The following is a 13,337-nucleotide window of genomic DNA, read 5'->3' on the forward strand; positions in this document are numbered from 1 at the left end:
ATTTTCCGGAGGCAATATGTTCGACAAGATCCTCATCGCCAACCGTGGCGAAATCGCCTGCCGCGTGGCAGCCACCGCCGCGAGGCTGGGCATTCGCACCGTGGCCGTCTATTCCGATGCCGACGCGCACGCCAAGCATGTGGCCGTATGCGACGAAGCCGTGCACGTCGGCGGGGCCGCCGCACGCGACAGCTATCTGCGTATCGAAGCCATCATCGACGCCGCCAAGGCCACGGGCGCGCAGGCGATCCATCCGGGGTACGGCTTCCTGTCCGAGAACGAGGCCTTCGCGGCCGCGTGCCAGGCGGCAGGCATCGTCTTCATCGGCCCGCCGGTGGGCGCCATCCGGGCCATGGGCAGCAAGAGCGCCGCGAAGACGCTCATGGAAGGCGCGGCGGTGCCGCTCGTTCCGGGCTATCACGGCGACAACCAGGACACGGCGTTCCTGCACGCGCGCGCCGACGAGATCGGCTACCCGGTATTGCTCAAGGCCAGCGCCGGCGGCGGCGGCAAGGGCATGCGCGTGGTCGAGCACAGCGACGCGTTTCGCGCCGCACTCGCGTCCTGCCAGCGTGAGGCGTCGAGCAGCTTCGGAGACGAACGCGTGCTGGTGGAGAAGTACCTGACGCGTCCGCGTCACATCGAAATTCAGGTGTTCGCCGACACCCATGGCAACTGCGTGTATCTCTTCGAGCGCGACTGCTCGGTGCAGCGCCGTCACCAGAAGGTGCTGGAGGAGGCGCCCGCGCCAGGCATGACCGAAGGGCGCCGCCGCGCGATGGGCGAAGCGGCGTGCAATGCCGCGCGCGCCGTGGGCTATGTCGGTGCGGGCACGGTCGAATTCATCGCCAATCAGGACGGCTCGTTCTACTTCATGGAGATGAACACCCGCCTGCAGGTCGAACACCCGGTCACGGAGATGATCACCGGCCTCGATCTCGTGGAGTGGCAACTGCGCGTGGCGGCCGGAGAAGTGCTGCCGCGCAAGCAGGATGAACTGCGCATTCACGGTCATGCGCTCGAGGCGCGGATCTATGCGGAGAATCCCGACAACAACTTCCTGCCGTCGACCGGCAAGCTCTCGACGCTGCGTCCGCCCGCGTCGGTGCAGTTCGAGATCGGCAGCGGCGCCACCCCGGCCGCCGTGCGCATCGATTCGGGCGTGCGCGAAGGCGATACGATCTCGCCGTTCTACGATCCGATGATCGCCAAGCTCATCGTGTGGGGCCAGGACCGCGACGAAGCGCTCGCCCGCATGCGCCGCGCCCTCGGGCAGTACCGCGTGGTCGGCGTGCAGACGAACATCGCGTTCCTCGGGCGTCTGGTCGCCAGCGAGCCGTTTGCCGGCGCCGACCTGGACACCGGTCTGATCGAGCGGCACCGCGATACGCTGTTCCCGGCAGCCGCCGCGGCGCCGGCAACGGCGTTGGCGCTGGCCGTGGCTGCGCAACTCTCGCGCGAGACGGTGACCGGACGTCGCAAATATCAGGACAGCATCGACCACCATTCGCCGTGGCAACTCGCCACCGGCTGGCGCTTGAATGGCGACTACCAGCGCACCATGTCCTTCGATCATGGCGAGACGCGTCGCGATGTCGTGCTCACGAGCGGCGCGCAGGCGAGCACGCTCACAGTCGACGGCCAGACCTACCCGTACCGCTATGCCCACGACGGCGGCGTGTATCGCGTGACGCTGGGCGAGCGGCGCGTGCAGGGCCACGTCGATTTCGAACAGGAAACGGCGCACGTGTTCGCCGACGGTCAGTCGTGGACGCTGCGCTGGCACGACCCGCTGGCCCAGGCCGGCGGGCACGAAGGCGGCGAAGGCCGCCTGACCGCGCCGATGCCGGGCAAGGTCATCGCCGTGCTCGCGCAAGTCGGCGCGAAGGTCGAGAAGGGTGCGCCGCTGCTCGTGATGGAAGCGATGAAGATGGAGCACACCATCAGTGCCCCCGCCGACGGCGAGATCGAGGAAGTGCTGTACGCGGTGGGCGATCAGGTGCCCGAAGGCGCGCAATTGCTCGCGTTCAAGCGGTGAAGGTCACGTCGTGGCGTGCGGGCGGCGCGCTCGCGGCAGCCACGACAGGGATGCGGCGTGGGTGGAGCGTGGGTGGCACGTGGATGGGTTCAGACGGCCTCGCCCGCGTTCTCCCCACGAATCGTCCGGCGCCGGAATTGCTCGGGCGTGAGCCCCGATTCGCGAGCGAACATTTCGATGAACGCCGAAGGCGTGGCATAGCCGAGATCGAATGCGATCGACTTCACGGTTCGGCCTGCCTCAAGCCCCTGGATGGCGCGCATGAACCGCATGCGCTGCCGCCACTGACCCAGTGTCATCCCAAGCTCCGTCAGGCAATGACGCGCCAGCGTACGCTCCGTCATGGACATCGTTCGCGCCCATTGCGCGAGCGTGCGATTGTCGCCCGGTTCGCCCTGCAGCGCGTCGAGCACGCGAATCAGCGACGGTGAGCGCGCCTGTGGCAGGAAGCGCGGCTCGGCCGGCGCCAGCGCCAGTTGATCGACCAGCACATGTGCGAGCCGCCGATCCGCTTCGGTCTGCGGACACGCCACCCCGCGCTCCGCGAAGTCCGACAGAATCGCGCGCAGCAGGCCGCTCATCCGCAACGTTGCCGCCGTGGCCGGAAGCGCCGCAGCAAGTGAAGCGTCGATATAGACGGAGCGATAAACCACCGCGTGCGCGTTGAAGCTGGCGTGTGCCGCCTTCGGCGGAATCCAAACCGCGTATTGCGGCGGCGACAGAAAGCGCGCGCCCTCGATCTCCAACTGCATCACGCCGTTGGCAACGTAATTCAATTGCCCCCAATCGTGGCGATGCGGCACCCACGCCGTTTGCGCCGCGAACTCGTCGTAGCGGAAGTAAACCGGATATGGCAACGTCTTGAAGCTCGGCCAGTTGTTGCGAACGGTCATGACGGGGTCGGAGCGATGTAGATTGGAAAAATTCCGCGAGTTCGGCACATTCGCGGCGCTCGCGGCGGCAATTGGCACGATCGGCACAGTTCGCACAATCGAGGCCTGCCGGCGGCAGACCCCCGGCAAGCGCGGACGACACGCGTGCGTCGCGCGCCGCGCCTCGCGACACGCCATAGCCCGCATCTTACCGCCGCCCCGCCGGCATGCCGGGGACACGCGAAGGCGTCGGCTGCGCCGGGGGCGACACCGCACGATGGCGGGTCGGTACCTGCACAAAATCGACGCCCGCCGCCTATCACGAAATTCACCTCCCCTCGTCTTCTCTGCGGCAACGCGCGTTCGGTGTCATGCTGTCGCTCACGCAGCCAACTCAGGACGGGCGCTCCCCTTGCGCAACGTCCTTCTCCGGCGCGGCAACGACACTTTTGACATCGGGAGCATTGATGAACATCGGATTTCTGGGGCTTGGCACCATGGGCGCCCCCATGGCTCGCAATCTGGTCAGGGCGGGCTTCTCCGTGCGTGTGTGGAACCGCTCGCACGGCCCCGTCGACGCCCTGAGCGCCGAGGGCGCCACGCCGGCGTCGAGTGCCGCGCAGGCCGCGCACGGCGTCGACGTGCTCATCGCCATGCTGGCCGACGACGACACCACGCGCACCGTGCTGCTCGACGGCGGTGCGCTGAATGTCCTGACACGCAATGCCATCGTGGTGAACATGGCTACCGTATCGCTCGATTTCGCGCGCGAAATGCGTTCGACGTGCGAGTCGCTCGGCTTGCGCTACGTCGCCGCGCCCGTGCTCGGCCGCGTGAACGTCGCCGAGGCCGGCAAGCTCAACATCCTGGCGGCGGGCGACGCCGCCGCGCTCGAGGGTGTGCAGCCGATATTCGATGTGCTCGGACAACGCACCTGGCGGTTCGGCGACGTGCCTGAGCAGGCCAACGTCGTGAAGCTCGGTGCGAATTTCATGATCGCGAGCGCCATCGAAGCCATGAGCGAAGCGGCCGCGCTCGCCGAGGGTCATGGGGTGTCCGGCGCCGATTTCCTCGACATGATCACGAGCACGGTCTTCGCGACTCCCGCATACACCGGCTACGGTGGCGCGATCGCCCGACAGGTCTTCGAACCGGCCGGCTTCAAGCTTTCGCTCGGCGCCAAGGACGTGCGTCTGGCGCTGCTCGCTGGCGAGGCGGCAAACGTGCCGATGCCATTCGGCAGCGTGTTGCGCGACAACCATCTGGACAGCCTGGCGCATGGCGAAGGGCATCTCGACTGGGCGGCCCTGTCGCGTGTGGCCGCGCGGCGCGCGGGCCACGTGAAAGCGACGGATTGACGTTGGACGCCCTCCTTTGTCAGCGGCGCCGCGAATTGCGGCGTTCTGCCGAAATGAGCGAGGACGGTTCCTAGAAAATTCGACAGCGACCTCGGAGGACGGTCGCTGTCATGTGGATTTCACCGCTTTCGGAATTTTCATAAGGAATCCGAATAGGTGATCGGAAATATTCTCGGTGTCGATTTCAACCATGCGCGGCAAAGCGCTCGACATCATGAACCAACGTCCACACTCGAACACCGGCCTGCGCGCCCTTGCGCTCGCCGCGGCACTCACGGCGCTCGGCCTGCCGGCCGGCGCCAACGCGCAAAGCAACGTCACGCTCTATGGCACGATCGATTCCGGATTCGTGCACGCCAATCACACGGCGACCGACAATGGCGCGCAACCGCTCTCCGGGATCACCAGCAACATCATCGGCGGCAGTCGCTGGGGTCTGCGCGGCACGGAGTCGCTGGGTCGCGGCCTCACCGCACTGTGGCAGATCGAGAGCGGGTTCAACGGGGTCAACGGCGCACTCGGCAACGGTGGCCTGGCATTCGGCCGCAAGGCGATCATCGGCTTGCGCGGCAACGAATGGGGCGAAGTCACGATCGGCCGGCAATACGACCCCGTGGTCAATCTCGTGCAGGGCCTGACCGCCGATGGCTACTTCGGCGGCTTCTTCGCCACGCCGGGGGACGTCGACAACTACGACAACGGTGCGCGCATCAACAATTCGATCCGATATGCCACGCCGAATTTCGGCGGCCTGCAGTTCGAAGGCATGTATGCGACGGGAGGTGTCGCGGGGAAGACAGGCGCGGGGCGCTCGTTCGGCCTCGCGGGTGCCTACAGCAATGGGCCGGTTGCCCTCGCGGCAGGTTACTTCTTCGCGGATGGCGGCTATCAGCGTGAACGGTTGGCCGGCGATGCGCCGGATGCGCCGGCGACCGGGCCTCGTGAGTGGGCGGGCAGCGCCGGCTCGTTGTTCAACTCGCCGATCAACGATGGTTTCCGCACGGCCAGCAAGGTACGCATCGCGCGCGCCGGGGCGAAGTATGCCGTCGGTCCGGCAATCTTCGGCGTCTCGCTGTCCAACGCCCAGTATTCGAGCGACGCGCTTTCCACGTTCCGTGGCGTGGCGAAGTTCGATACCGTCAACGCCTTCGCCACGTATGCACTGACGCCCGCGCTCAACACCGGCATCGGCTATAGCTACACGCGTATGCGCGCGGATGGCGTGGGCGCCCACTACAACCAGTTCAACGCAGGGGTGACGTACGCCCTGTCCAAGCGTACATCGACGTACGTCATCGGCGGCTATCAACAGGCGGTCGGCACGACGCTCCGTCAGGGACGAACGGTGGAGGCGAATGCGTCGGTCGGTTCGTATGGGATCGACGCGGGTGCGCGCACTCAGTTGCTCCTGGGCATGGGACTGAAGCACACGTTCTGATCCCACCGAGTCATCGACGAAGTCGGCCCGAATGCGTGAATCCATGCGGGTTCGGGTCGATTTTTTCGTGCTTTGGAAGATCTATGTTTCAAACGAACGTTTGGAATCTTGAGGACGTTTCGTCTAAAAAAAGACACCAATCTTCAATTTAAGGGTTTACCCCATTAGGGATTCTTATTAGAATTCGTTTCCATTGAAGTTCGTTGCAGACGCAACCAGCGGCATTCACGCCTTTTGATTTCCCTCCGAATTCGATGCGCGCCGACGGGAGGTTGCGCAGCCGCCATTCAGGGGAGAAGGTCCGTGATTCTCGTTAGTTGGTTGTGTGTCGCTATCGTCGCCATCGGTATTTCGGCGGCAAGGGTACGGTACCTGCATCGTCGGGCAACGCGCACGGCGGCGGCAAGCCACGTTGACCGGGTCTTGCGCTATCGCCGCAGTCACCGCCGCACGCCGTGCCCCCGCGTCCAGTTCAAGGACGCCGCGTAGGTCGAGGTCGTCTCGCAGTAGAAGTCGCAGCTCCGCTTCATCCGCAATCGCAGTTCAGCAAGTCGCAGTTTCCGTCGTTCCAGGTCTGCATCGCTGTACGCGCATCACCGGCAGCCCTGAGTTTCAAAGGTCTTGCATCACCGCAACACAGAAGTCACGTTATTGAAGTCGGATAACGTCGGTTGTCGAAGTGAATCCAAACATCCCCTGCAGTTGGCAGTTGTTCGTAGTTGCTGTTCGTAGTTGCTGTTCGTAGTTGCTGTTCGTAGTTGCTGTTCGTAGTTGCTGTTCGTAGTTGCTGTTCGTAGTTGCTGTTCGTAGTTGCTGTTCGTAGTTGCTGTTCGTAGTTGCTGTTCGTAGTTGCTGTTCGTAGTTGCTGTTCGCAGTACTCATGCTGTATTCCGGCGCTGGTCAGATGGCCGGATGGAGAGTCATCCCTCCCTGCTGTTACGAGGCATCGCTCTCACGCGTCAGAGCCGTACCGCCGCCCGCTTGTCAGGCGGCGGATCGCGCGCCCACAGCCTCGTATTGCCCACGCGTTACCCCAAAACTCCGATGCCGCTCACGTATCGCGCTATCGGATCACGCTCGCCTGCGTTATCGCGTGGGTGCTTGGCGTGCGCGTCACCCGCGCGACAGACCCGATGCGTTGAACAAAGAGAAGACTTCCAGACATGAATACCGACCCAGAGCGCATCACCGTCACTCTCACCTTGCACCCGAACGACCTGAAACAGCTCGACAACGCCTGCCAGCGCGTGGGCATGAACCGGGAAGATTTCTGTGTGCTCGCCACGCACCTCGAAGGTGCCCGTGTGCTCAACGGTGAGGGCCTCGCCGCCCTGGCTCGTCCCTTCGGCTTCGCTGCCGCACTACCTGCCGCTTTGCGCGGCGCACTCAATCGTCTGTGCGCTCGCTAAGCGCCGCTGGCATCGACGTCGAGTCCGAAATTCCTTATCGTTTGTCCGAAATTCGCTATACGACATCTCCCGATCGGACGGACAATTCGATGCAAGACGAGAAGGACTGAACGAACCGACTCGCTTGCCGAATCCCCTTCAGGCCCATGGAAGCGCGCCCGCCAGGAAGGCCATGGCAACGGCTGACGACGGTAAGACGATGCCCAGGTTCGCGTCGCGGTCCGGTTCACCGAGTGATTCCCCACGCCCTTCGAATCGGCCGCGGGTTCACGCGCCAGCCGGAAACGACACGTGAGGGCGGCTCCGGAACTTGTCCGCGGCTCGCCGGCGTGTCGAACGCCCCGAACACGTCGCCCCTCTGAATCGCCGGTCGTCCGATCGACCGGTACACCAATCCGATCCATGTTCAATTTCATCCTGCCGTTGACCGCCGTACTGATCTGGTCGGCCAACGTCATCGTCAACAAGCTGTCCGTCGGCCACATCTTCCCCGCCGAGATTGCCTTTCTGCGCTGGCTCGCAGCCGGACTCCTCCTCACGCCACTCGCCTTGCCGGGACTCTGGCGCGCGCGCGAACAGTTTGCACGGCATATGGCGCAGTACGCCACGCTCGGCGTGCTCGGCATGGCCATCTACCAGGGACTCGCCTATTCCGCAGCGCATTACACCAGTGCCACCAACATGGGAATCATCCTCGCGCTGCTGCCGCTCACCACGCTGGCGCTAGCCGTGATGGTGCTTGGCGACGCCCTCACCGCCGGCGCGCTCGCGGGCGGCCTGCTTTCGATCGTTGGTGTGCTGCTCGTCGTGGGACACGGCTCCCTCATGCATCTCGCCGATCAGGGTATCGGCATCGGGGACGTCATGATGTTCGGGGCCATGTTCGCCTATGCGATCTACTGCGTGCTCCTGCGCAGGTGGCAGCTCCCGCTGGCACCGTTGCCCTCGCTGTACGCGCAGATTCTCTTCGCCATCGTGGCGCTTCTACCCTTCTACCTCGTTTCGGAGAAGGCCGGGGTGTCGATGGACAACCTCCCACAACTGGCTTTTGCCACGATTCCCGTCTCGATTGCCGCCCCCTTCATCTGGATGATCGGCGTGGCCCGCATTGGTCCGCGACGCGCCACCGTCGTCATCAACCTGGTCCCCATTTTCACCGCGCTGATCGCGGCATTCGGCCTCGGCGAACATCTGGCGGCCTACCACCTCCTCGGTGGCGCACTCATTCTGACGGGCGTCGCGATCGGCGAAAACTGGCATCTGCCAATTCGCAAAGCCCGCGAACCGCTGCCGACGATGCAGGATGAATTGGGACGTGTCCGATAACTTCTGCGCATTTGGCGTCGCCCACTCTTTATAGAGGCCCGCCTGTAACGCATGGGAAGGAGAGCGATATAACGTCGCAACGCACGGGGGGATTGATTACGCTGTGTGACTCGTCAACGGAGTCCCGCCATGCAAACGAATCCTCTCGCGCTGTTCGGAGACCATTTGGCCCGCTTGCGCAAGGCGCGCGGTTGGTCGCAGGAGAAACTGGCGCTCGAGAGCGGTCTGGCACGCTCGTACGTCAGCGGTATCGAGCGAGGCCGACGCAACGTCGCGCTCGTCAACATATGCGTGCTGGCAGACACGCTCGGTGTGCCCACCTCGGAGATGCTGCGTTTCGCGCAGGCCAGCGCCACGACGCAAGACGCTGCCGCCACATCCGAGCGCACGCCGCTGCCGCAAATCAGCCGTTCGCTGTGCAAACTCGAGAACCGAGACCAGATCTGGCTCGCCGAAATCATTCGAAGCCTGAGCTCCCGGCTCAGCCATGCAAGCCCGGCCCCCGACATTGGGGCGCATTCCGCCATCGCACAACCTGCGGTTGGGCCGGCCGGCGCGAGCCTCCAAAACGACCATCGAGCCGGCATTCGAACGAGTGCCGAAGACGCCCGTGGCATCAGGGCGGCCGAGATGACTGGAGAGGTCGGAGAGACTGAAGCGGTTGAAGTGCCCGATGTGGCCGATGTGCCCGATGTGGCTGAGACAGATGTGGCGGTAGACAACCCCGAGCGGCCGGAATATCCATCTCCCGAGACACGCCGCCCGATACCCGGCCACGACGGGCGCTGCGCGGCCGTCGATCCGGGATTCGATGCTCGCTCGCCCGTCACACCGCAATTTGCAGCATCCGGCACCGCGCCGAAGGCCCCTGGCGCCCATGAAGACTCGCGGCATTTTCCCATCAGCGACGACGAGTGAGCGAACGTCACGGAATTGATTCTTAGGACATCGCGCAAAGTCCGCGACATTTCTCGCACGGGTTTGCGCGGTGGTCCGTCTAGTAAGAGTAACCAACCGACCTATCAAATCTGACCGTTGAAGCCCGTCGGGGGCGGCGCGCCGCGATACCGCCGCGCATCGCCCCGGTGACGGATACGCCCAGACGGCACAGGAAACCCGGCAGGTTGCCGTCTACCGCAAATATTCGCGTTCCGACATCACTTCCCGCTCACTCCGTCGACATCAAGTGACATCCCAGCGCGCAACCTTTCAGAATCCCGGCTCTACGTCATCCGGCGCGTCCGGTGTCACACTGCGCGGCTCCGGTTGACCGGCATGCGGCAACGTCCGGCTCGGCATCGTCTCCTTAACCACGGGATGTAGATACGCGAGCTGGCGTCGCCGATACCGTTGGCGAGTCCCCTTTCGTTGAGTCTTCTCCGAAAGTCCACGAATTATCCATGTGACCGCCCCGGTAGTTCGTGCCTCGCAAACGCGGGATACCCGAGGCACCTCCCCCAATGCCGGATTTTTGTTTCAATCTTCTCGTCCCTAACAAGGAAAACTTTTTTATGGACACCAACTTATTCCGATTCGGCAGGCACCTCGCCGGCTTGCGCAAGAAATACAACTGGGCGCAGGACAAGCTCGCACTCGAAAGCGGTCTGGCGCGCTCCTATCTGAGCGGCGTCGAGCGTGGCAAGCGGAATATCTCGCTGCGCAACATCTGCATTCTGGCCGACACCCTGGGGCTGCCTCCGCATGAGTTGCTGGCCTTCGACACGTCGAACGGCGTGGCGGCCGATGCGGGCGCCGCCGGCTTGTCCGTCCCATGCGATCCGTATCCGTCGCTGAATCGGGCCATGCAGAAGCTGTCGGATCGCGACCAGGCGTGGATGGCCGATCTGGTGCGCACGCTGAGCCTGCGACTGGGCCACGGCATGTTGCGCGATGAATGACGCGAGAGCGGCCGTCGGGCGCGACGTCGGCGATGTCGGCGATATCACGCATCCGCGTCGGCGCACAGGCGGCGCGCAGCGGGCGTCAGTCGTTGCCGAGGAAGGCGTCGACGGCGCGGTGAAAGGAAATGGGGTTGGCGAGGTTCATGCCGTGTGAGGCGTCCTGAATCACCATGCGGCGCGCCTCCGGCATGGCGGCCGCAAGCGCGTTGAGCACCTCGGGATACGGCGCGGGACTGTGCGCGCCGGCCATGAGCAATACCGGCACATGCAGCGCGCCCAGCGCGTCGATGGGCAGCGGCGTGCGTGGCTCGGCGACCTGACCGATCAGCGTGCGCGCGTTGTCGCGCACCATCTGCTTGAACCAGGGCACCATGCGGCGCCAGGTGTCGGGGCCGCTCACGGCGTCGATGAAGATTGCCAGCCCTGCGTCGACATCGCCGTTCTCGATCGCCGCCAGCGCCCGCTCGCGGAAGTTGCCACGTTCACTGTCGAGGGATACCTGCACCGGGCCGCCGCTGATCTCAACACCCGGATCGGCCAGAATCAGCGAGCGCACGGTATCCGGCGCCAGGAGCGCAGTTCGCAGCGCGACGTAGCCGCCGCGCGAATGGCCGAGCACGTGGACCGGACCAACGCCCAGCGCCGTAATGAACGCCGCAAGATCCTCCGCGTGTTGCTCGCCGGAAAAGATGCCCTCATGGCCGTCCCAGGCCTCGGGCCAGTAATGGCGCAGGCTCACCGAGATGACGCGTCGCCGCTGTCCGAGCGGCGCCATGTTCGGTTTGAAGTAGCGACAATCGCACAGCGATCCGTGCACCAGCACGAGGGGTGCGCCGACGGCGTCGGCAGGAGCGGGCGATTCAACGTACGCCATCGGATAGCCGTTGACGTCGATCGTTTGCGGTGCGGGAACCGGCATGGGGGACACATCAGTGAGACGGGTCGCCAGTATACCGAGCTTGCCTGCGCCTTGCTGCAACGCGCCAGAGCGGACGACACGTCCCGATCACGGTTCCCGGGGCCGGCACTCCCGCCGGAGCGCCGCACCCGCCTGGTGTATGCTTGCGACTCTCTTCATTCCTGCGGTTTTCCCGGTATGGCACTCAAAGCCACCATCTATAAGGCCGAGGTGCAAATCACCGACCTCGACCGACACTACTACGCTTCCCACAGCCTGACGATCGCCCGTCATCCGTCCGAGACCGATGAGCGCATGATGGTACGCGTGCTCGCCTTCATGCTCTATGCCGGCGAGCGCCTCTCGTTCGGCAAGGGAATCTCCACGGCCGACGAACCCGACCTCTGGGAGCACGATTTCGGCAACGATATCGTGCGCTGGATCGACGTCGGTCAGCCGGACGCACGCCGCCTCGTCAAGGCCGCCGGCCGCGCCGAACATGTCGACGTGATCACCTATGGCGGCAAACCCGCCGCGATCTGGTGGCAGGCCACCGAAAAGGAAATCCACCGCCTGTCGAACCTCACGGTGCGGATGCTCGACGACGCCTCGGCACAAGCGCTCACGGCACTCGCCTCGCGCACGATGCGCCTTCAATGCACGATCCAGGACGGCGAAGTCTGGATCGCGGACGACAACCACAACTTCGCGGTCAATCTCAGCACCTTGCGTTCGGCGGCGAACGACTGAGCCCGCCTGCGGCCCGCTGGCGGGTGCCGACACGGCGCTTGCCGCAATCCCGCTTCCCCGGCGCGGGTATGGAAGTCGTACAAGGCGCGGCGTCCGATCGTTCCGGTACCCGGCCCGTGCACTTCGGTGTGCGCCGGATCCGTCGCCCCCAACCGTGGCGCGCCGCCCTGCGCCAATGCCCGCCGGCCCACAAGCTGCGTTACACTTGACGTTAACGTAAATCGAGTAAACGCGACTTCGCCGGTCCGCCCGCCGCGCCCGTCCGCATACGACCGTATTCGTTCGTACGCGGCGGGTTTTGCGTTGTGCGTCTTCCGGCTTCGCGACGCCTCGTCCCTATCAGCGTCTGCCCGCAACTCATGGATATTCTTGTTTTCTCCCCGGACGGCAAGACCGCCGCCTACGAGACCGGCCTCGCCGAGCACCTTCCCCGGGCGACGATTCGCGCCTGGCAGCCTGGCGACACGGCGCCGGCCGATTACGTGGTGCTCTGGAAGCCGAATGCCGAGGTACTGCAGCCTCGCGAGCGCCTGAAGGCGATCTTCAACATGGGCGCGGGCGTGGATGGCGTGCTCGGCACGCGTGGCGAAGGCGCGCACCGCCTGCCGCCGGGTGTGCCGCTCGTGCGCCTGGAGGACGCGGGCATGGCCGACCAGATGGCGCAATACGTCGGTGCCGCCGCGCTGCGCTACTTCCGCCGTCTCGATGAATTCGACGCCCAGCAGGCGCAGGGACAATGGAAATTTCAGAAGCCCAACCGCCTCGCCGATTTTCCGGTCGCGGTGCTCGGCTATGGCACGCTTGGTGCCCACGTCGCGCGAGCGCTCAAGCAATTCGGCTTCCCGGTGCGCGCGTGGAGCCGCAGTCCGCGAAGCGATGACGGCGGCGTCGCGCTGCACCATGGCGACGCGGGTTTCGACGCCTGCGTGAGCGGCGCGCGCATCCTCGTCAACCTGCTGCCGCTCACACCGCAGACCGTCGACGTGCTCAATGCCGCCCTGTTCGCGAAACTCGCGCCGGGCGCCTTCCTGATCAACGTGGCGCGCGGCGCACATCTGGTCGAAGCCGACCTGCTGGCCGCGCTGGCGAGCGGACAGATTGCCGCGGCCACGCTCGACGTGTTCCGCACCGAACCGTTGCCCGCCGACCATCCGTTCTGGCGCACGCCGCGCGTGACGATCACACCGCATATTTCAGCGATGACGTTGCGCGACGAGACCGTCGCACAAATCGCCGGCAAGATCGCTGCGCTCGAGCGCGGCGAGGCCATCACCGGCATCGTCGATCTGACGCGTGGCTACTGAGCCACTGCCCGCCAGCATCGTCACCCGACATCCTCCGAGGAGA

General features: G+C 64.9%; 11 protein-coding genes. 9 read left to right on the forward strand and 2 right to left on the reverse strand.

Going from position 1 to position 13,337, the window contains the following annotated elements; genetic code table 11:
* Nucleotides 1-16 precede the first annotated feature (16 nt).
* Nucleotides 17-2,038 (forward strand): acetyl/propionyl/methylcrotonyl-CoA carboxylase subunit alpha, encoded by a 2,022-nt coding sequence (locus LV28_RS46385; protein WP_023597910.1) that lies wholly within the window; start codon nucleotides 17-19, stop codon nucleotides 2,036-2,038.
* Between the two features lie 89 nt (nucleotides 2,039-2,127).
* Here LV28_RS46385 and LV28_RS46390 read toward each other — a convergent pair whose 3' ends face one another.
* Entirely contained in the window at nucleotides 2,128-2,931 is an 804-nt protein-coding gene (locus tag LV28_RS46390) for an AraC family transcriptional regulator (RefSeq protein WP_023872898.1), read from the reverse strand.
* 350 nt (nucleotides 2,932-3,281) lie between these two features.
* Between LV28_RS46390 and LV28_RS46395 the strand changes: the two genes are divergently transcribed.
* The 6 genes from LV28_RS46395 (at nucleotide 3,282) to LV28_RS46420 (ending at nucleotide 10,339) form a co-directional block, all read left to right on the forward strand.
* The gene (locus LV28_RS46395; protein WP_081214882.1) at nucleotides 3,282-4,268 is read left to right on the forward strand and encodes an NAD(P)-dependent oxidoreductase; all 987 of its coding nucleotides are present in this window, start codon (nucleotides 3,282-3,284) and stop codon (nucleotides 4,266-4,268) included.
* Nucleotides 4,269-4,482: 214 nt separating this feature from the next.
* The gene (locus LV28_RS46400; protein WP_024788576.1) at nucleotides 4,483-5,706 is read left to right on the forward strand and encodes a porin; all 1,224 of its coding nucleotides are present in this window, start codon (nucleotides 4,483-4,485) and stop codon (nucleotides 5,704-5,706) included.
* Between the two features lie 1,163 nt (nucleotides 5,707-6,869).
* Nucleotides 6,870-7,115: a hypothetical protein gene (locus LV28_RS46405; protein WP_023597914.1), complete on the forward strand. Its 246-nt coding sequence runs from the start codon at nucleotides 6,870-6,872 to the stop codon at nucleotides 7,113-7,115.
* Nucleotides 7,116-7,517: 402 nt separating this feature from the next.
* Nucleotides 7,518-8,441, forward strand: a complete 924-nt coding sequence (locus tag LV28_RS46410) for a DMT family transporter (protein ID WP_048806501.1) — start codon at nucleotides 7,518-7,520, stop codon at nucleotides 8,439-8,441.
* A 165-nt stretch (nucleotides 8,442-8,606) separates the two neighbouring features.
* On the forward strand, nucleotides 8,607-9,359 hold the full coding sequence (locus LV28_RS49545; RefSeq protein WP_306629797.1) for a helix-turn-helix domain-containing protein: 753 nt from the start codon (nucleotides 8,607-8,609) through the stop codon (nucleotides 9,357-9,359).
* Between the two features lie 593 nt (nucleotides 9,360-9,952).
* Nucleotides 9,953-10,339: a helix-turn-helix domain-containing protein gene (locus LV28_RS46420; RefSeq protein ID WP_023597917.1), complete on the forward strand. Its 387-nt coding sequence runs from the start codon at nucleotides 9,953-9,955 to the stop codon at nucleotides 10,337-10,339.
* Nucleotides 10,340-10,424: 85 nt separating this feature from the next.
* Here the strand turns inward: LV28_RS46420 and LV28_RS46425 are convergent, their stop codons facing one another.
* Nucleotides 10,425-11,261 (reverse strand): alpha/beta fold hydrolase, encoded by an 837-nt coding sequence (locus LV28_RS46425; RefSeq protein WP_023597918.1) that lies wholly within the window; start codon nucleotides 11,259-11,261, stop codon nucleotides 10,425-10,427.
* A 177-nt stretch (nucleotides 11,262-11,438) separates the two neighbouring features.
* Here LV28_RS46425 and LV28_RS46430 point away from each other — a divergent pair, with 177 nt between their 5' ends.
* Both LV28_RS46430 and LV28_RS46435 read left to right on the forward strand, forming a co-directional pair.
* A complete protein-coding gene (locus tag LV28_RS46430; protein ID WP_023597919.1) occupies nucleotides 11,439-11,990 on the forward strand; it encodes a YaeQ family protein in 552 nt (183 codons plus the stop codon).
* 359 nt (nucleotides 11,991-12,349) lie between these two features.
* Nucleotides 12,350-13,294 (forward strand): 2-hydroxyacid dehydrogenase, encoded by a 945-nt coding sequence (locus tag LV28_RS46435; protein WP_023597920.1) that lies wholly within the window; start codon nucleotides 12,350-12,352, stop codon nucleotides 13,292-13,294.
* The last annotated feature ends 43 nt before the right edge of the window (nucleotides 13,295-13,337 follow it).

This window comes from Pandoraea pnomenusa, assembly GCF_000767615.3.
GTDB lineage: Bacteria > Pseudomonadota > Gammaproteobacteria > Burkholderiales > Burkholderiaceae > Pandoraea > Pandoraea pnomenusa.